The organism is Ignavibacteria bacterium, assembly GCA_016873845.1.
Taxonomy (GTDB): Bacteria; Bacteroidota; Ignavibacteria; order Ch128b; family Ch128b; genus JAHJVF01.
Map to the genome: position 1 here is coordinate 18,602 of VGVX01000018.1, position 21,056 is coordinate 39,657.

Here is a 21,056-nt window from a genome sequence, read left to right on the forward strand (position 1 = left end):
ATACAAAATTACTTCAGCAGTATCATCTTCTTCAGCTCAGAAAAATTTCCGGCTTCTATCTTATATAAGTAAACACCGGATGAAACTTGTCTTCCGGAATTATCTTTTCCATTCCATTCGATAGTATATGTTCCAGGAGCTTGATGATTATCCACCAGCTTTGCAACTTCACTTCCATTTAAATCATAAATAATTACAGAAACCAATTGTTCATTCGGCAAGCTGTATTTTATTCTCGTAACGGGGTTAAATGGATTTGGATAATTCTGTGAAAGATCAAAGTGTTTCGGGACTCTCGTTTCTATATCAACCACAGATGTAAGCGTTTGAATTTTTGCACGCATGAAATATGTCTCATTCCAGGATGACCAAGACACGCCATCGAAATCCCAAGCCCTGCCGTTATCAATCGGATCGAAGCCATACATCGGCTTGTTTGTTCCATCATAAAAAAGTCCAACAAAGAAATCGTCACTCACATTTATATTGTAAGAAGAGAGATTTATTTCATCCCAACCGGGAGGAACAGCAACTCGAGTTGAGAGCGTCGTAAGATTCGATCCAGGCGCCGAACCTGATTTCCCTTTTATAAATGGCTGGTACGAACCTGTACCGGCATTTATCCCAGTAAAGTAAATACTCATTTGAGTTACTTTAGCAGGTGTGATAGTTGGAGTCATTCGGTTTGCAGAACCTGCACCAGGTGTATTCCAATAATAACCGCTTGATGGAATTCCATCGTCATAATTCAAAGTTACTTCGGTTGGAGTAGTCCCGCCTGAGAGTGGAGCTTTGAACATGCTTCTTCCATGAGTTGCTGCGAACAAATATTTGTCGCTTGACCGATAATCGAGATCTGCAATGCTGACATTAGCTAAACCGCCGTTATCAGTTACCCAAGTGCCGCCATCGTTGATTGATGAAAAAATTCCAAGGTCTGTTCCGACGATTATCTGGCTTGCATTATCTGGATTTAAAGCAACACAATTTACAGGCAAATTCGGCAGACCGGAAGAAATATTTGTCCACGTCGATCCGTAGTTGGACGTTTTATAAATTTTGCTTGATGAAGTGTAACCCGAATAAGTTAGATAAGCAGCCCCAGGATTGGTTGAAGAGATTTCGATATCTGTTACATACAAAGTTGGTAAACTGCTTGAGACGACTGACCAGGAACCGCCATTATTAGTTGTAACCTGAACTCTGCCGTTGCTGCATCCGGCATAAATTACATTTGAATTTCCTTTAGCGATTGCAATAGCAGAAATCGTTGCGCCAGAAGAACCAGAACCATCGCCGGTCAAATCGCTGCTAATGGCAGACCAATTATTTGCGCCATCTGTTGTTTTATAAAGCTTGTAAGTTCCAGCAATTAAAGATTGTGAGTTATTAGGATCCATAATAAACGGAGCGATGAATTGGCAGCGCTCGGTCGTTCCATCCCAATATCCTGATCCGACAGGAATTCCGCTCATCTTCTTTGTCCATGAACTGCCATTGTTTGTTGATTTGAAAAATGCAAGATATACGTATTCAGCGTAAAGTGTCGAAGGAGTATTGAAATCAACTTCAGTTGCACCGCCGTCACCACTTAGGATTTCTGTCCAAGTTAGTCCTGAACTTGTTTTAAGCGTGCCATTATCTTGCGTCCCGCCGTAAAAAACATCTGAGGTCGGATGGACCGCACCATAGTAAAATTGAGTTACTTCAAGTCCGTTGTTTAGTGCAGTCCAAGCCGTTCCGCTATTTACGGATTTATAAATTCCTCCGTCAGTTCCAACGAACATTGTATTTGCGTTAGATGGATGGAAAACAATCGCATGATGATCTGCATGTACATAGGCATAGGAAGGATGAGTATACCAATTTGTAATTTGCGACCATGATGTACCGCCATTTGTAGTTTTAAACATATCCACTCCACCAGCGAAAACTATGTTTGGATCGGTTGGATGAACAGATACAATGTTATTATACCAAGCTTGTGAGCCGGTATAATTATTGGCAGTCAGCGATGGACCGGGGACTGTCACAGCTGAAAAAGTATTTCCACCATCAGTTGATTTCTGGAAATGTGAAACACCGCTCGTGCTTAAGTTTAAAAAAGCAGCATATACGATTTGGTTATTTGATGGAGATGTAGCTAATTCTATTCTTCCAGTTCCGGTTACTGAATGAATTGCACTGAATGAACTTCCCCCATCATTGCTTTTATAAATCGCTGATTGATTGAACTGTCCATAACTTGCGAAGATAGTTGTCGGAGAAGTATTTGAAATTTCAATATCAATACAGTGTGCAGATGCACCGCTTAATCCGCCGCTTACAAGGTTCCAATTCGTTCCGCCATTAACAGTGTAGTAAAGTCCAGTTCGAGTAGCAGCATAGAGTCTGCCAGTTGTTGCATCAAACTGTAAATCGTTAACATAGTAGAAACTGCTGTTCTTTGTTGATGATAATTGAGTCCACGCTGTACCGCCATCGGTAGTTTTAAAAATTCCTTCGCCCCGGATTGCATCGGCATTGAAATATCCTTCTCCGGTACCGGCATAGATTATATTCGAATTCGCCGGATCCATTGCGAGAGCACAAACAGCGAGATTTTCCATGTCATCTTTTAATGCCGACCAGCTCGTTCCGCCATTCGTAGTTTTCCAGACGCCTCCACTTACTGCACCAACGTACATAATATTTGTATTCGATGGATTAATTAGAATTGAACGAAGTCTTCCTCCTATATTATTTGGTCCGACTTGCGTCCAAGATAATGCAGCAGCTTTAGTACTCAAAGAGGGGGAATTGAATTTCTTAATATGCTCTAATGCACCACTTCGCCAATTATCCGGAATATAACCGATTGGAAAAGCCCGCTGATCATAATAAAATTTCATAGCTTCCATTGGTTTGTCGTAAGCGGCTTTATTTTCTTTTTTAGATTTTATTTTATGAGCGAGCATGTCTTTAATTGTAAATTCATTTTTTGAATTTTCACTCGAGGTCTGAAAGATCAGGGATAAACTTGTAATTGCAGTTAGAAAAAGAAGTGATAAATGAGGCAGGAACTTTTTCATTTTTTTTCTCCTAATTTTATTGTTGCATGTCCATTATCAACCAACCCATTTTTAGTGTTAGTTTTAGGATTAAATTAACAGTATCTCCTTCGCGTTTGTTCGATAGCGATTTCAACTTTTGGTTTCTTTGATCTGCAGAATTTATTTTTCCTCTTTCATCCAAATAGAAATTTGGGGAAACCATGATTTCATCTCCGGCAGCAGCCATACTCGGCAGCGAACCAATATCCTCGCAAGTTATAAGACGCAGCTTAAGTGAATAATCCTCATCGTTCTTTTTATAAATGCTGAGGATTTTTACCTGCACAAGTGAACGATTGTCTTGTATTGTTGTCGGAGATTTTACTTCACCTTGATCAGTTTGAGTTTGATGCTCTTTTTTAGAACAACTGCTTAGAGCAAGAATAATAAAAAAAAGCACGACAGTTGTCGGTATTTTTACCATAAGGGCCCTCATTTTTTTGTTTCAAGTTAACAAATTAATTATAAGATGCAAGGATGAGATGCAGTTAAATCTCAGGCATGCTGCAAATGTTTTAAAGGATTAACTATTTTTCACTTCACTACAACCATTTTCTTAGTCTCAGTGTAATTACCGGCTTTGAGCTGATAGAAATAGATCCCAGTGGATAATTGAGAATTGAGAATTGATAATTGAGAATTATAAATTCCTGGGTCATTAATTTCATCAACAAGCGTTGCAATTTCTCTCCCGAGCACGTCATAGACTTTCAAAGATACATGTTCTCTTCTCAATACTGAATACTCAATGCTAGTTACTCCATTGAATGGATTAGGATAATTCTGCGATAGAGAGAATCTCTCTGGAACGTTTGCGGGTTGATAATCCTTAACGTCAAGTATCACTCCACCTTCACGGTAAATAGATAATCCGGCATTTGTCCCGATAATTTTATGATTCGCTCCGTCAATCTCAATTGATGTTATGGAGTTGCTCGGAAGCTCGGAGTTAGATACATTGAACACCTGCCAGTTCGTTCCATCGTATTTTACCAAACCTGCATTCTCTGTTCCAATCCATAAGTTTCCAATTGTATCGACTTTTATTACTCTTATCCAATTGCTTGGGAGCCCGGAGTTCGATGTGTTGTAAACAGTCCAATTAGTCCCATCGTATTTTACCAATCCATAACGCCAAGTGCCAATCCATTTATTATTTAGACTGTCTATTGCCAATGAGATTATCCAGTTTTCCGGTAAACCGGAAGTCGATGTATTGTAAACACCCCAGCTTGCTTCATCGGTTATAACCAAGCCATTCTCCGTTCCAATCCATTTATAGTTGAATTTATCTATCAGAATTGAGCTGATGTATCTGCCCGGAAGACCAGAATTATATCTATTGTAAATAGTCCAATTGATTCCGTTAAATTTAGCTACACCATTATCGGTTCCTATCCATTTGTTCCCGTATGAATCGATGTTAACGCAAAGTACGTTATTGCTTGGGATGGGTGAGTTCGAAGTATTGAAAGTATCCCATTTGGCACCATTAAAGTGAAGCAATCCGTTGAACTGCGTTCCGACCCAGATTTTGTTAGCAGAGTCTGTTTTAAGAGTTTGTATGTAAGTTCCGGGAATTTCACCCCGCCAGCTTGTTGTGTTTTTATCTGATTTATGAAATACAATTCCGCTTCCGTAAGTTCCGATTAAGATGTTACCGGATTTATCGTATGCAACAGCTTTAACATAATCGTTTTGGATGCCGGTGTTGTTGTTATCGAAAATAAACCAATCAGCGCAATCGTATTTAACAACTCTATTATCATTAGTCCCCAGAAAAACATCTGAGCCGTCAGATAGTATTATATTGATCCATGAATAAGGTAATCCAGAGTTCATTTCGTCAAGTTGGAGATAATTGGTGGTGTCATTGAAAATTATTACAAATCTATGAGACGGAAATAGAGCGTCTCCATGAAAACCTATCCAAATTCGACCAGCACTGTCTTCAGTAATTGTTGTAAATCTATGTGAATCATTCTTAAAATAATGAATCCATCTGCTTCCGTTAAAAATAGCAATTCCAAGATATCCACCAATCCAAATATTATCATGTCTATCAATATAAATGTCTAATATTGTTTCAGGAATACGTGAGGAAGTTCTGTTAAATGTTATCCAGCTTGTATCATTAAATATTGCTAATCCGCCGTTCCACCCAGTTCCGATGTACTTCTTATTAAATCTATCAATAGTAATTGCGGTTACTTTTATTTCTGGAAGTCCAGAATTCCCCGTCCAATATCTTGTCCAGTTTGTGCCATCAAATTTAATTAATCCTTTTTCCTCAGTACCGATCCATATATTTCCAATAGAATCAAATGCAACAGCATTTATTATGTTTTCCATAATACCTGAATTCGCGGTGTTATAGATAGTCCATTCGATTCCATCGTATTTTGCTAGCCCATAGCCGTTGGTCAAAAACCATTTGTTATCGTTTTTATCTATCAGAAGTTTTTTAATCGTAGACTTTGGTATTCCTGGAATTTGGATTTCGATATTTGTCCAATTAAAATTGTCGTATGTTACAACATCACCATTTCCCATTAAAAACCATTTTACTTTTTTCTTGTCTATCGCAATCGATAGAATTTTTGAGTTGGTAATCCCAGTTTTATTTTTATTATAAGTACGCCATTCTAAAGATTGTGCCACAAGTGATGTGGGTAAAAGAAAAATAATTATTATTAAGTTTAATATTTTATACATACTTTTTGCACCTAACAGATAAGTGAGATGCAAGCTGAATAATGATCAGCTTGCATCTCAGTTTAACAAAATTATTTAATCAACAAAAACTTCCTGACAGAATAAAAATTCCCAGCCCTTAACTCATAAAAATATATACCGGACTGCAATTCAAAATCTTCGGCATTGAAGTCAATTTCATATTCGCCAGGTTCTTTATGTTCATTTACTATAGTTCCAATAATGTTTCCAAGCAAATCATAGACTTTTAGTGTTGTAAGTACGGCATTAAATTGATTTACTGGAATACTGAACCTAATTTTTGTTGATGGATTAAATGGATTAGGATAATTTTGTTCAAGGGTAAATTGAGCTGGATAAATTCTCCCTACAGCGATTTTATTCTCACCTGTACCATAGCTGATACTAACTGTTGATGAATATTCTGAATGATGACTTGTATAATCCCTTGCTCTGATTCTATATTCAACTTTACAAGGACCATAACCTGCCGAACCTATTGATTCATCTGTAAAATCAGATTTGGAATAATCCCGCGATGCGAAATAATACCAAGGACCAAAATTTCCCGTCCCCAAAGAATCAATGCGTCTATCAATTTTATAGGCAGTGTTATTGTCCGCTCTGACTACATCTGGTTCTGAATTTTTTGTCCAGGTTAATTTTGGATGTCCAGCCCCATCGACAGTAATTGAGAAATTTTGCGGAACTAATGGATTGGCGTCGTATTGGCAATACCGCATGTAGGAAGAACCATTATCTTTCCAGATCAAATAAATATCATTTGAAACAGAAGAACTGCTAAGAGAATTAAAATTGCTTCCGCTTGCTACAGAAACCACTGAGCTCCATGCACCGTCATAAGTTCTATGTTTTAATCCAGAGGCAGAATAAATAATATTTAATTTATTATTTACAGTACGACTGACAGTGCATAATACATTGTCAACATTTTCAGCAACAGTGAGATAGTTCGTCCCATATGAAGTAGCGTCAGCTATTTTCTTTTTCTGCCTAATACGAACAAGTTCGCCATCATCGTATATATAAAATATATACAGACTGTCATCACTGGTAGAATAAATCATTGAACCTGCAGTGTAACTTGAAATAGTTTCACAAACCGACCAGATACCTCCGCCACCAGGGTAATAGAATTTATCCCGTGTGCGGGTTACATTAGTGCTTAACTGCCAGGTAATATGCGCTCTTCTAGCATCGTTGTAATAAGTTGCTCGAATTGAAGGATATTTTGCGTCTGTATTATCACAATCAGATACATCTCCTTCATCAACAGGTGTGGTATCTTGAAATCGGGAATAATATACTCTGTACCTACCATTATTATATCTTGAATCTGCTACATGCAGATAATCAAAATCGCTATCGTAAAACGCATCAAGTCCTTCGCAGGTAGATGTAGAAATGTCGTATGAAGAAGAAAGGCTCCAACTACCTCCCGAATTTGTTGATTTATAATACTTTATATAATTGTCTTTTCTATAGACCACACAAACCACATCTCCTCTTCCAGTAATATTAGCCCATTTTCCGCCTCCGGAACTTTCAAACGTATATTCTGTTTCGCTGATATAAGAACCGCTCGAGTTATATCGATAATATTTTACAGTTGAATTATTGGAAACAACTATATGATTTCCATCCTTATTTGTATAAACTTCTGCTTTATCGAAATTCGTTAAATCTAATCCAGTCGTAACCACACTATTCCAACCCTCACTTTGTCCATATAATTCAAAAGAAAAAATAAACATCAATGTTGTCAATAAATGTTTCATTTTTAATTCCTTCTATTTAATTAAAATTGTTTTGATTGTTTGAATAGTTTGCAGGTTTTTGACCTGTATGAAATACATTCCGCTAGCAAGTTCATATCCATCATTGTTTTTACCATCCCATTCTATAAAATGACCGCCCGAATACAATTCCTGATTTAATAAGACTTTTATTTCTTTTCCTAAGAGATTAAATATTCTAATATCAAAGTGATTGGATTTAAGGTTATTTGGAACAAGAAGTTTAAACTGTGTTTTACTGTTAAATGGATTTGGATAGCTGTGACTTATTCTAAAATTTTCCAGTTTAGTATTTTTATCATTTTTAACGCTTGATAGAAAATTTTCTTTATAAATCCGCGTGGCAGTCCATGCTTGAGATGGAGAAGTTCGCCACCTGTCTCCCGATATAGTTAGTTCCAGCTTACCGTCATTGTCGAAGTCATAAGTATTGACAGAAAAATAGTTAAACCTTTTTGAAAAATTGATATAAAACGGTTCAAAGATATATTTGCCTTCAACTCGCTTGGGTTTTAAGATAATTACAAAATTTTCGGCTACGCAAATTACTAGTTCCTCCTCTCCGTCGTTATCTATATCCGAAGGTAGGGCATAACCTGTAATCCAGGATTCTGCATCAATAAGATAAATCTGATGAATTAGTTCATAACTGTTATCTCCGTTAGATTCAAAACACCAAAGAACTAGAAAAGGATAAGTATATGTGGGAAGAAATTGAGAACCCACCCAAAATTCCGGTTTGCCGTTCTTATTAAAATCGTTTGTTACCATAAAATAAGCAAGATTCGAATAGGGGAGTGTAGTCTCCCATACAATTTGGTATTCTCGTCCAAAAACATTTTCAAGCATAAATAGTTTTGTACCGCTTCCGAAAAAAATATCACCTTTTCCATCCTGATCGAAATCACCAACTGTAAAAGTTCTAAGTTGTCGATCTAATGGACTCCGCATTGAAAATACAGAATCATAATTGTTAGTAAGCGGATTATATTCGAGTATATAAATTCTCATATAAGTCTCTGAACGACAGATTAAATTTGTTCTACCGTTTTTATCCAAATCTAAAATTTTGCAATTAGTTACTAATCCATTTAAATAATTTGAAATGAACATAAAATTCGTTGGCAGAGAATTGATACTATTTCCTGTATAAAATCTTAAATGATGTATTGTATATGGACCCGCTCTAACGCCTAAATCTTTTATCCCATCTCCATTTATGTCTCCTATTGTCACTGGATGTTGTACGAACCATGGCTCAGGTTTATAAATATACTTTAGCGGAAAGTTCTTTAATGAATCCATTTCATATATAACACTATGCAGATCAAGTGTATCCAATCCGTACAGTACTCCATAAATTTCCGGCAAACCATTATTATTCGCATCCGCAATAACTATAGGGTCTGATGGCAAATACGTTGAAACATCAATTTCCTTCCAAAGCTTATATTTTTGCCCGTAAATTGTTGTATCCAACTCGTATGGGTAGATATACTGCGGATCAGGGTAATTTAACTTTGGATCGTCGAATAATTTTAGATTAGCCTCGTTTGATGTTGTTAGTTCAACATAGTTTAATACATCACCCCATTTATTTTCAATTTTATAAATGTCTTTTTCAACTTTAGTTATTACATATCCTCTATCACGGTATTTTTCAATTAACCCTTCAACAGACTGAGAGTGAACATTTTGAACAACAGATAGAGCAATCAGCCAATAAAATATTTTTTTCATTTTCATCCTGTTTATTAAAGGAAAAGAAATAAAGTTCTATTTAAGTCGGATTTCTTCATGAAAACCCAGTCGCATAAAACTTCAGTTCATAAAATATCTGTTTGCGGTAAGTAACTAAGGGCTTTAAGTTCTTCGTTAAGCAGTGGAAAAGTGGTTGGCATAGCAGCAAGTAAATCAGCATTTTGCCCCCCCCCAATAGTATTTAGTACTGAGTACTTAGTATTGAGTAAGAAGAAGGGAGAAAATATTTGGTTGAGATAAACGGGTGAATTATTATTCTTTCTGTTAAGCCCAGTAAAAGAACTGTATGTAAAACAGCTGCGCATAGCATTTATCCCGCTGGTGCAATGTTAAGATAAAAACAGTGTGTTGTCAAGAGTTCTCCTTCATGGTTAATTTCGACATGGAGTTTTAGGAACAAAAAAAACTTTTGGGGAATATCATGAATCGATTAAAATAATACTTATCAACCTGCTTGCCGCCAGCAGGATTGGCGCAGAATAATATATCGTCCCTCTGGGACTTGTAACTTTGTGCGTTCATATACTAAAATTATATTGCTCCTATGGAGCTAAAAATTCCGTAGGGATAAAATATTTATAGAAATAGAGTAAGAAGTGAGAAACAGAGTCCCGTATAGGCGAAATAGAGAATCGTGCTTTGTGTTCTATATATGATTTGACACCTTTCATGCTTACGTGAAATATTACCTTTTTAGATTCGCATCATTAGTATTAAATTAAAATAAAAACTCATAAGAATTTTTGATGTATAGATTTGCACCGTTTGCCGTGATCATAGCCGCCTCGCTTTGGGGATTAGATGGAATTGTTTTAAGACCATCGCTTTATGCTTTGCCCGTCCCGCTAGTAGTTTTTATTGAAAGCTCAATAGTTGCTCTGATTCTGACACCTTTTTTCATCAAGCAAATTCCAAAAATCAAGCTGCTCGATAAAATCGATTGGCTTGCGTTCTTTGCAGTTGCAATGCTCGGCGGAGCGCTTGGTACAATGACGATCACAAAAGCTTTGTTTTATGTCAACTTCGTGAATCTCTCGGTCGTGATTCTAATTCAAAAGCTTCAGCCGGCATTTGCGATCTTACTTGCTTCGCTTCTGCTCAAAGAAAAACTTCCAAAGATTTTTTACTTGTGGGCGGGGATTGCCATTGTCGGTGCATACATAATGACATTTGGAGCGAATCTCCCAATATTCACAACCGGAGATAAGACGGCGATCGCTGCGGTTTTTTCGCTAATCGCAGCTTTTAGTTTCGGTTCATCTACTGTTTTCAGCAAACGTGCTTTGCGAAATGTCGGATTCGAGCTTGGAACATATTTAAGATTCTTGATAAGCTCGATCATAATGCTTGTAATCGTTTTAAGCTTGAGTCAAATTGGAAGCATATCGAATGTTACGAATCATCAATGGCTGATATTTTTGATAATTGCATTTACCACCGGCGGGGCTGCGATCTTTCTCTATTATTATGGATTGAAAAGTATTCCTGCATCCATTTCGGCAATTTGTGAATTAGCTTTTCCATTCACTGCAATACTGCTCGAATATTTTGTCCACGGAAATATGCTTGATGCAATTCAATGGTTCGGTGTCGTAATGCTTTTTGCGGGAATGATCAAAGTCTCCCAGATAAAGATTGGAAATAATGAAAAAAGTAATTGAGTTTTGAAAATCGTTTTTGATTAATCAAAGCCTCTTTGTGTGCATTGGTGCCGTTGTGCCTTCGTGGTAATTTCAAAAATCTTTTTTATCACGTTAATTGTATGGCCACTAAGACACGAAGCCGCGAGAACTCACAAAGTTTATTAACATAAAGTTGGTTAAAACCTATGAACAATGAATTATATCTTTTAGCTCTAACTGCTGCGTCAGTAGGAATTATTCACACAGTTGTTGGAATCGATCATTATGTTCCATTCATAGCATTATCTAAAGCAGGCAAATGGTCGAGAGTAAAAACTATATGGATAACTTTGCTTTGCGGAATAGGGCATGTCCTTTCGTCAGTTGTTATTGGCGGTATTGGAATTGCATTTGGCGTTTCGCTTTTTTCACTAGAAGCTCTTGAGTCGTTTCGTGGAGATGTTGCTGCATGGTTATTATTAGGATTTGGACTTTTATACACCGTATATGGAATTTGGCATTCGATCAAAAATAAACCGCACAAACATTTTCATATTCATTCGCACGATGAAAAGAGTGATAACATTCACTATCACACACATGATCATGCTCATTCCGGAGAACATGCTCACGTCCATCGTGAAGAAGGAAAGAAAATTACCCCATGGGTATTGTTCATTATTTTTGTTTTGGGTCCATGCGAAGCTCTGATCCCCGTTTTAATGTTTCCTGCTGCAACAGAGAGTGTATTCGGAATAGTATTGGTGACAACTGTTTTCGGGATCTTTACTATTTTAACAATGATTACAATGGTTCTTATCGGACTTTGGGGAATTGAACTTCTTCCGTTGCATCGATTGGAGAAGCACGTTCACACACTTGCAGGTTTAACGATCTTTCTTTGCGGAATTGGAATAATATTCGTTGGAATTTAAGAATCAGTTCACAACAGATTCTTTTTTAATAAAAACCGAAGCTAATATAGAGCCTGTTAAAACCACTGCAATGAAAACCAAAGAAAAAGCTACAGGGATGTGATAGAATTCAACCAATATCATCTTCACACCAACGAAAAATAAAATTAACGCAACTCCATATTTCAAATACCTAAAAAGACTCATAATTCCTGCCAAAGCAAAATAAAGCGCTCGCAAGCCAAGTATCGCAAAAATATTAGAAGTCAAAACAATAAACGGATCGCGGGTAATTGCTAAAATCGCAGGTATCGAATCAATTGCAAACACAATATCTGTCGATTCAATCAGCAATAGTGTTAGGAATAAATTCGTTGCAAAGATTTTTCCGCCATGTTTGATAAAAAAATGTTCGGTATCTACATCCGCTTTAATCGGAAAATACTTTGATGCAGTCCGTACGAGTATATTTTTTTCAGGTTCAATTTTCTTATCGTGCATAAAAGCCATTTTATAAGCAGTGTACAAAAGTATTGCCCCGAAAATGTAAATCACAAAATCGAATGCTTCGAGCAGAGCAACGCCCGCAAAAATAAAAATAATACGAAAAACCACTGCACCCAAAATTCCCCATTTCAAAATATGCGGCTGATTTTTCTGATCGATCCCCATTACTGTGAAGATCATTATAAAAACAAAAAGGTTATCGACAGAAAGTGACTTTTCAATGAGATATCCGGTGAGGAACTCCAATGCTTTTACGTGTCCGTTTGGGAATTTAAAATAGATAGAAACATTGAAAAGCAAAGCCACGCCAATCCAAATTGCACTCCAAATCAGAGCAGATTTGATCCCGATTTTTCCGTGCCGATGATCTGTAACCCAAAGATCCACAACAAGCATAACGGAAATTAAAACAGTAAAAACTATCCAATACCAAATTTCAGTCGTCATAAATTCTTTGTTATTTGTTAAACAAATTTAATTAGAAAAACAGTAATTAAAAATTTTTGCATTTTCATGAAACATTTATCGTATATTTACGATATGTAATGAGTAATTAATATGGCAGTATCGAAGAAAAATATTTTCAGCAAGAAAGATCAAAAGTTAGCCGATTATGCGAAGGCACTTTCTCATCCAGCGAGAGTTGCGATCGTAAAATTTCTTGCGGAAAAAAATGTTTGCATGTGCGGCGAGATTGTTGATGAACTTCCGCTCGCACAATCTACCGTTTCGCAGCATCTTCGCGAACTGAAACGTGCGAACATTATTAAAGGCGAGATCGAGGGTCCGAAAGTCTGTTACTGTCTCAATCCAGATGTTATTGCCGAGCTAATCAATATTTTCAACGAACTTTTTAGCTGCTGCCCAACTGAAAAGAAAAAATAATTTAGGAGGATTTTATGAACGATAATCAAATAAAGGAAATCGTAAAAGAAAAATATTCGCAATTGGCAGAAGTCAATTTGAAAAAAGCAAAAAGCTGCTGCGCAGGTAGTGAACAAGTTTATACCATCATGGCGGATGAGTATACAAGCTTAGAAGGTTATGTGCCCGATGCAGATCTTGGTTTGGGCTGCGGACTTCCTACTGAGTTTGCTGAAATCAAAACTAGAGATACAGTTCTTGATCTTGGAAGCGGTGCCGGCAATGACGTCTTTATTGCAAGAAGAGTTGTCGGAGAGAATGGAAAAGTCATCGGAGTGGATTTCACACAACCGATGATTGATAAAGCTAACTTGAATAATAAAAAACTTGGTTATGAAAATGTTGAGTTCAAGTTAGGGGAAATTGAAAAACTGCCAATTGAATCTTCGTCTATTGATGTCGTGATAAGCAACTGCGTCTTAAATCTTGTTCCAAATAAAATCAAAGCATTTCAAGAAATTTATCGAGTGCTAAAAACTACCGGGCATTTCTGTGTGTCTGATATTGTTTTGAAAGGAGAACTGCCGGAAAGAATACGAAAAGCCGCCGAAATGTACGCTGGCTGTGTTGCCGGAGCTTTACAAAAGGAAGAATACATTAAGACTGTCAAGTCAGCTGGCTTTAAGAATATTCAGGTCAGAAAAGAAAAGCAGATTGTAATTCCGAAAGAAATTCTGAAAAACTACTTATCAGATAAAGAAATTGAAGAGTATGAGAATAAAGAATTTCAAATCTTGAGTATGACAGTCTTTGCCGAGAAATAAATTCTTTTAGGTTTCATTCGTTGACTTTCAAAGCATTACTTAATATTTTCAATTGTTAAGTCACAGTGAAAAAAAAGCTTCTTACATTAATATTTTTAATTTTCGTTCAGACTGCTTTTGGGCAGCTTTACAATTTTCATCTTTATAACACTTCAAATGGATTAGTACACAACTCAATTAAATCCATAACTCAGAATAAGAATGGCTATCTGTGGTTCGGAACACTGACCGGAGTTTCAAAATACGATGGATACAAGTTTGATAATATTTCAGGATACGATCCAGCCCTTTCATCTGAAATTTTAGGAATACTTCAATCAAAATCGAACGATATTTGGATTGCAGTTCGTAATAAAGGCTTATTAAAAATTTCTCCATCGAGCGAAATAAAAAAATTTAACACGTCAAATTCTCCTATTCCTGATAAAATTAAAGTAATTCGTCTATCCAAAGATCAGAATGTGTTAGTTCTTTCTGAAGACAACCGATTTTTTATTGTTCATTCAGATTCGCAAATCGTTCCGCTTCTAAATAATATTAGACTTCCAGAAGTTAACTTTACAGACATTCTAGAAATAGACAATGGCTATGCGCTTGCATCCGAACAAGGTTTATATTTGGTCAGATATAATCGAGTTCAATATAAATTCACATCAGCAGAAGGATTGAAATCAAACAAAGTAAGCAGAGTTATATATGATAATAACTCTAACATATTATTTGCTGTCGATCAGGGGAGTATTTATAAAATTACGAATAACTCTTTGGCGGAAGTTCATTCAAGTCAAAGTCAATCGACAAGTTATTTTACATCTTTGCTTTCTGCCTATGATAATGCGATTTGGATTGGCAATGATTTTGGTGTTGTTCGAATTGAGGGTGAACAAAAAGATTACATAGGTTTCCAGAATGGACTTCCTCATAACGTTGTGACCTCTTTGTATGAAGACCGCGAAGGAAATATTTGGATCGGAACGTTAAATGGAGTAGTGAAACTAAATTCGCTTGCGTTCCGGAATTATCCATCTCTCTTTCCAAACACATCTTCTGCTGTGCAAAAAATTCATAAGCACGATAAAGAAATTTGGATTTTTTCGAATGAAGGTGCATCAGTTTTCAATCTCCAAAATAAATCCTGGCGAAACTATTCAGTAAAATTTTCAGGCACGAATCGTGTGAATGATGTTGTTTCGATCAGCGCGGCGCAAAAATTACTTGCCACAGATGATGGAGTAAAAGATTTTCAGAATGGAAGAATTTCCGATGCAACGCTAAATAGATGGCTGCCGTCGAGAATAATTAAATCTATTGCGAAAGATTTTGATGGAAAAGTTTATGTGGGAACTGACTCAGGCTTATACGTTTTCAAGGATAATCAGATTATCGATCGATACACAATTGAAAACGAGATGCCGAACAATGTGATTAACAAAATTCACGTCACTTTGAAAAATGAGATTCTCATAGGTACGGAAAGTGGATTTGTGAAGTTGTACAACGATAATCTTCACGTCTTAAAATCCTCGCAAGGTATGATTGGAAATTTTGTTACTTCAATAACAGACGATGGCAACGATAAATTTTGGATCGGAACTAAACAAGGAGTTTCTTCATTAAAAAATGGAAGATTTACGAATTATTCTCCAAGACTTGGTTCAATTGAAACAGAAGCAGTTGAAGACATTATTCTAGATAAGCATGAGACTGTTTGGACGGCAACGTTTAATGGGCTTTATCGAATTCTCCCGAAAAATGAATTTGACATCATTACATCGCGCGAAGGATTGCTATCCGATGCAGTAAACAATTTAGTTTATGACGAGGTGAATGATCTCGTATTTGCAGGAACAAATGCGGGTTTAACAATTATCGAATTGAAATATTTAAAGCGAAAACCATTTACTCACAACATCACTTTCACAAGTTTTGAAACAAATAAAAGTGTATATCCCTTGAATAACATCGTTATTCCCGAATCAGAAAATGAGATATCGGTTGGCGTTTCGCTCTTTTCGTTCGTCGATGAAAAGAGGATTGGATTTCGCTACAAGCTTGATGCAGAAAATTGGAATTATTTGTCAGGATCAAATAAAATTATTTTTAAAGATCTTCTGCCAGGAGATTATAGGTTAGTTATTCAAGCATCTCTCGATGGATTTAATTGGATTGACCAAACCGCGGAGTTGAAGTTCGCTATCACATCGCAAATTTATAAAAAATGGTACTTCTATGTCGTTGCACTAATTCTTGTTGGATCTTTGATCCTCCTATTTTATTATTTGAAAGATAATCGGAGAGTGTCAGTCAAACAACAAACCAAAACTATCCCAAAAGAAGAAATTGAAGAATCTTCTTTACAAATTGAAACTGAAGAAACTTCAATCTCTTTCTCTGAAGCACAGAAAAAATTCGAAGAGAAAACAGAAAAATACAAGCAGATGCTTTCTGAAAAAGAATCCGAAATATCCAGATTGCGTCATGAACTTAGAGACGTGAAAGAAAAATCCACCCCGCAAAGTGAAGAGGATAAGGACAAAAGAATTTATCAAGAAAGAATTAATGTAGTTGTTAAAGATCTGCGAGATGCAGAAGAAGTTAAAGAATATATTGAAGCACTCGATAAAACTAAATGGAACATTCGAAAAGCAGCGAGACTTTTGAATCTCCCGCATTCAACTTTCCATTATAGATTGAAAAAACTAAATTTGCTAAGAAATAAATCTGACGAACAGGAAGATTCATAAATCTTATTACAATTTTGGACTATCTAGTTTAAATATAACTATGAATAACAAATGAATTTAGTAAGTATAAGAAGACTGATATTTTTTATCTGTTCATCGATCATCATCGGTTTGTTGGTTGCTTGGGGAGTTGAAGGATTCCATCTATTGACAGAAACGAAAACTGCAGTTCAAATAGAAGATAGAATTACAGGTATGGTCTACACTCAATCTGAAAATAAATTCAGTATGGGTCTTGATCTCGTTGCGCTGATTTCTCTCGTGGTTGTAGGTGTTGGCTTAGTTGCCGTTAATTTGGTAAAGATTTTTTATCCAAAAAAATCTTAGTGACTGAAGTTACGCAAAACAGTCATTCTGAATCCGTCAACTGACGGATGAAGAATCTGAAATTGTACTTTTCGGGATTTATTAGATGTTTCGTCCGCCGAGGCGGACTTAACATGACAATAAGGCCATTCTGCGTAACTTCAGTTAGTGAACTAAAATAAGGACTTTGAAGTTTTAAAGTGGAGTTTTACCAAGCCGCTCAACTTTTCCGCCCCATATTTCTCAAGAATTTTTTTTGCCGTAGTTTTCACTATTTCGCTTGCCCCCTTTGGTATAGCGATTTTCAGTTCCCTTGATTTTAATTCTATCCAATTAATAAAAGAATCCCGCGCAAGAATTGAAGCAGCGGCAACGCCTAAAAATTTTTCTGCACGAAAAGATTGACGAAGCTCAATTTTTTTACCTTTTTCTAACAAAGCATTTTTTATTGAACTTTCGTTTCCAAATTGATCGCAAATTGCAATTGTCGTATCATTATTCGTAAGTAGATTTTCGATGCACCGTGCATGACCCCAAGCAAGAAGTTGATTCAAATTCTTAAACTTAGAGTACAGCTCATTGTATCTCTTCGGATTTATTTGGACTGTACTGTAGTTTTCCTTGAACTGACTTCTAATTTTTACAGCTAAAAATCTAATTTCACTGTCCGATAAAAGCTTACTGTCTCGGATTTTTAAATTAATTAATTGTGATTTAATTTTTTCATTTATAACAAATCCTCCGATCACGAGCGGTCCAAAAAAATCTCCCTTTCCGGATTCATCCACTCCGATATAGCTTCCAGGTTCTTGAATTTCATCAGCTGGTGGGAATAAATTTAATCCAAAAATATTTTCATCAATGTCTTTGAATAGCTTCGAAGTTTTATCTCCTTGAATTTGCAGTTTGAAGCCTTTTTTGCCGTAATAAATTATTAACTTTACCCAGTCGCGGTTTCTTGAAATCTCAACGAAAACATTATACTGCCCTTCTTTAATTTCGGAAATGAACAAATCTTTTGCTAGTTCGTGATTTAATTCGACCTTTTGAATTAAGTCGGCTAATTGTTTTTTTGCCCGTTCAATCATTCTTGCAATCGATTATTTATTAATTTATTATTAGCATCAATTTGTTAATTATCACAGGTTCCTAAATGAAAATTAAAACTCTAATTCTAATAATCATACAAATTTTTTCAGTAAATGTTCTTTTGTCTCAAAGGAATTTTTCCAATGAATGGATTACACATTTTGAGAAATCAAATTATCTTGAAACTCCGCGATACAAAGAGACCATCGATTACTTCAAAAAGTTTGAGAAGCATTCACCCTATGCAAAGCTAATTTCATTTGGCAGATCTCCGGAGGGTAGAGAGCTTTTCGTGCTCATCGCATCAAAAGACAAACAATTTAATCCACTCTCTGCACAAAAATCCGGCAAGGTTATTTTAATGATTCAAAATGGAATTCATTCTGGTGAAATTGATGGCAAAGATGCGTCTATGATTTTGCTCAGAGATATCTTAGTGACAAAAGAAAAATTTCATTATTTGGATAATGTGATTTTAATGGTCATTCCGGTATTTAACGTAGATGGACACGAACGATTTAGTCCATTTAACCGGATCAACCAAAACGGTCCGAAAGAGATGGGCTGGCGTGTGAATTCACTGAATTTAAATCTTAACCGCGACTACATGAAAGCCGATTCACCGGAAATGAAAGCCTGGCTGAAATTATTTAATGCTTGGCAGCCTGATATGTTTGTCGATTGTCACGTAACAAATGGTGCGGATTACCAATACACAATGACTTACGCGATCGAGAAAGATAAAAATGTTCATCCAATTCTTGGTGAGTGGGTGAAAAAATCCTTTATCCCATATTTTGAAAATGAAGTAGAGAAGGATGGATTTTTAATTGCTCCGTATGTTTGGTTTCGCGGGGATGAAATTAAAAAAGGAATTGTCGATGGAGCGACTGGGCCGCGTTTATCAAATGGATACACTGCGATCAGAAATAAAATAGCTCTGCTTCTTGAGACTCACATGCTGAAAGATTACAAATCGAGAGTCTTTGCAACTTACTCAGCACTTGATGTTGTAATAAGAAAAATAAATTCCGAGTCGAAAAAAGTAAAAGAAATTGTTAGAAAAGCTGAAGAACAATCGCTCAGAGATTTTATTCGTGATAAAAAGGCAATCCCGTTGAAATATCAAACAGAAGACGAAGGAATTCCTTTTATTTTCAAAGGAATTAATTATCGAAAAGAACCAAGCGAGATATCTGGAAAAGAAAAAATTGTGTACACCGATGAAAAGTCTGAACTGGAAGTACCACTATTTAACAATGTAAGGGTAGTCGACTCGGTGGAAGCGCCTTTTGCGTATTTTATTCCAACCCAGTTTAAAGAGATTATAGATGTAATGAAATTACACGGAATAAAACTCCATAGACTAACCAAAGAAATAAAATTGAAGGTTGAAAAATACAAGTTCGATGAAACTCCGGTTTGGCAGCGAATACCATACGAATCCCGCATTGCAGTTTCAGCAAAATATAATTCTTTTTTTGAAGAAGTAATTATTCCTGAAGGAACATATGCAGCATTAACAGACCAGCTGGCATTTCGAGTGCTTGTAAATCTGCTCGAGCCAAAAGCCCCTGATTCATTCGTTTATTGGGGATTCTTCAATTCAATCTTTGAACGGAAAGAATATTTTGAAGATTATGTAATGGAAAAGTATGCACTCGAAATGATCGAATCAGATCCAAACTTAAAAATTTCTTTTTCAGAAAAAATAAACTCGGATTCATCATTTGCAAATAATCCGTATAAACGACTGGAATATTTTTATCGGCTTTCTCCATACTATGACCAAAGCTGGAACGTTTATCCTATAATGCGGTTGAATGAAAAAATAGAGCTCAAATCTTTGAAAGAAGATTAGTAAATTATAAATGAAAAATTAATAAAGAGGTTTATATGTGGCGTTTAGTAATTATTTTTCTATTTGCAATCACTTTAACTGCTTCCATTACAATTGCTCAAGAAAGTGAAAAAGTCGAACAAAAATCAGAGAGCATTATTTGTGCGAACTGTAAACAAGAAAATTTAATCAACAATAATTTCTGCACAAGATGTGGAATGAAGCTGCTGCAAAAAGAAAAAGTTGCTGAAAAACCAGAGGTTAAATTTTCCTTTGGTCATCAAATTGGCAGACTTTTTTCTATTCCTTATGCGGCGGTTTTAAATTCCTTAGATTTAAGTCTTCTAGTTGGCGGTTCGTTCGGGTTCAGCAATACCGATGGCTTTTTGGGAACACTGAGTTTGGGACTTGGCGGATTTGGTGATGTAGAAGTCAGTACGGTAAGCTTACTTGGATCGGTTTTTAGCAGGTCTGAAAATTTTGCCTCTCTCGGTTTAAAAATTGCAGTGTTAAAAGAAAATGAAACGCTCCCCGGGTTAAGTGTCGGGTTAAAAACAAACAATCAATGGAATACTTCAAGTAATTACGATATTCAAACTGCAGCTCCCGATCTTGGAATTTTTGGCTTAACTTCAACTGAGTACGATGCAAGGATGACTTCATTTTATGCGGCACTTTCTAAAAAAATGAATCCAGTTACGAATATTCATTTAGGCGTTATGGTGTCTGACCTTCGATACCGCAATGTGAGATCGTATTTTATCTCACCTACATACAGCTATAGAGAGCCAAGCGAACAAAAGAAAAATATGGTGCTTGCTTTTGGGGGAATAGACTTTACCTTGAATGAACGTACAAGCTTGATGTTTGAAGCGCAAACAATTCCATATTTTAGAGTCGATCCGAAAAAGGGGAGCATTGAGCCATCAAGAAGAATTGCAGGCGTTGGTGGATTGAGATT

Annotated in this window: 16 protein-coding genes; 8 read left to right on the plus strand and 8 right to left on the minus strand. The window is 36.2% G+C overall.

The genetic code is table 11. The features are described from left to right. Positions 1-8: 8 nt before the first annotated feature. The 6 genes from FJ213_05605 to FJ213_05630 form a co-directional block, all read right to left on the minus strand. Positions 9-3,071: a T9SS type A sorting domain-containing protein gene (locus FJ213_05605; protein MBM4175635.1), complete on the minus strand. Its 3,063-nt coding sequence runs from the start codon at positions 3,069-3,071 to the stop codon at positions 9-11. Between the two features lie 16 nt (positions 3,072-3,087). Then, on the minus strand, positions 3,088-3,516 hold the full coding sequence (locus tag FJ213_05610) for a hypothetical protein (protein ID MBM4175636.1): 429 nt from the start codon (positions 3,514-3,516) through the stop codon (positions 3,088-3,090). 110 nt (positions 3,517-3,626) lie between these two features. Further along, the gene (locus tag FJ213_05615; GenBank protein MBM4175637.1) at positions 3,627-5,807 is read right to left on the minus strand and encodes a T9SS type A sorting domain-containing protein; all 2,181 of its coding nucleotides are present in this window, start codon (positions 5,805-5,807) and stop codon (positions 3,627-3,629) included. Between the two features lie 71 nt (positions 5,808-5,878). After that, on the minus strand, positions 5,879-6,550 hold the full coding sequence (locus tag FJ213_05620; protein ID MBM4175638.1) for a T9SS type A sorting domain-containing protein: 672 nt from the start codon (positions 6,548-6,550) through the stop codon (positions 5,879-5,881). 1,068 nt (positions 6,551-7,618) lie between these two features. Then, positions 7,619-9,370: a T9SS type A sorting domain-containing protein gene (locus FJ213_05625; protein ID MBM4175639.1), complete on the minus strand. Its 1,752-nt coding sequence runs from the start codon at positions 9,368-9,370 to the stop codon at positions 7,619-7,621. An 80-nt stretch (positions 9,371-9,450) separates the two neighbouring features. Then, positions 9,451-9,690 (minus strand): hypothetical protein, encoded by a 240-nt coding sequence (locus tag FJ213_05630; GenBank protein MBM4175640.1) that lies wholly within the window; start codon positions 9,688-9,690, stop codon positions 9,451-9,453. 441 nt (positions 9,691-10,131) lie between these two features. Between FJ213_05630 and FJ213_05635 the strand changes: the two genes are divergently transcribed. Together FJ213_05635 and FJ213_05640 are read left to right on the plus strand one after the other, a co-directional pair. Then, positions 10,132-11,046, plus strand: a complete 915-nt coding sequence (locus tag FJ213_05635) for an EamA/RhaT family transporter (protein MBM4175641.1) — start codon at positions 10,132-10,134, stop codon at positions 11,044-11,046. A gap of 167 nt (positions 11,047-11,213) precedes the next feature. Then, a complete protein-coding gene (locus FJ213_05640; protein MBM4175642.1) occupies positions 11,214-11,942 on the plus strand; it encodes a hypothetical protein in 729 nt (242 codons plus the stop codon). Between the two features lie 3 nt (positions 11,943-11,945). Here the strand turns inward: FJ213_05640 and FJ213_05645 are convergent, their stop codons facing one another. Continuing rightward, complete coding sequence (locus FJ213_05645) at positions 11,946-12,875, minus strand: TerC family protein (protein ID MBM4175643.1); 930 nt, start codon at positions 12,873-12,875, stop codon at positions 11,946-11,948. Positions 12,876-12,986: 111 nt separating this feature from the next. On the opposite strand from FJ213_05645, the gene FJ213_05650 reads away from it, so the two are divergent. The 4 genes from FJ213_05650 (at position 12,987) to FJ213_05665 (ending at position 17,187) form a co-directional block, all read left to right on the plus strand. After that, positions 12,987-13,313: a winged helix-turn-helix transcriptional regulator gene (locus FJ213_05650; GenBank protein MBM4175644.1), complete on the plus strand. Its 327-nt coding sequence runs from the start codon at positions 12,987-12,989 to the stop codon at positions 13,311-13,313. A 14-nt stretch (positions 13,314-13,327) separates the two neighbouring features. Further along, complete coding sequence (gene arsM, locus FJ213_05655) at positions 13,328-14,116, plus strand: arsenite methyltransferase (protein MBM4175645.1); 789 nt, start codon at positions 13,328-13,330, stop codon at positions 14,114-14,116. Positions 14,117-14,181: 65 nt separating this feature from the next. Continuing rightward, positions 14,182-16,860, plus strand: coding sequence for a hypothetical protein (locus tag FJ213_05660; protein MBM4175646.1), 2,679 nt, complete (start codon positions 14,182-14,184; stop codon positions 16,858-16,860). Positions 16,861-16,911: 51 nt separating this feature from the next. Further along, positions 16,912-17,187, plus strand: coding sequence for a hypothetical protein (locus FJ213_05665; GenBank protein ID MBM4175647.1), 276 nt, complete (start codon positions 16,912-16,914; stop codon positions 17,185-17,187). A gap of 152 nt (positions 17,188-17,339) precedes the next feature. Here the strand turns inward: FJ213_05665 and rnhC are convergent, their stop codons facing one another. Further along, entirely contained in the window at positions 17,340-18,254 is a 915-nt protein-coding gene (gene rnhC, locus FJ213_05670) for a ribonuclease HIII (protein MBM4175648.1), read from the minus strand. A 65-nt stretch (positions 18,255-18,319) separates the two neighbouring features. Between rnhC and FJ213_05675 the strand changes: the two genes are divergently transcribed. Together FJ213_05675 and FJ213_05680 are read left to right on the plus strand one after the other, a co-directional pair. Next, positions 18,320-20,116, plus strand: coding sequence for a peptidase M14 (locus tag FJ213_05675; GenBank protein ID MBM4175649.1), 1,797 nt, complete (start codon positions 18,320-18,322; stop codon positions 20,114-20,116). A gap of 35 nt (positions 20,117-20,151) precedes the next feature. Further along, the coding region (locus tag FJ213_05680; GenBank protein ID MBM4175650.1) for a hypothetical protein at positions 20,152-21,056 on the plus strand (905 nt) is incomplete at its 3' end.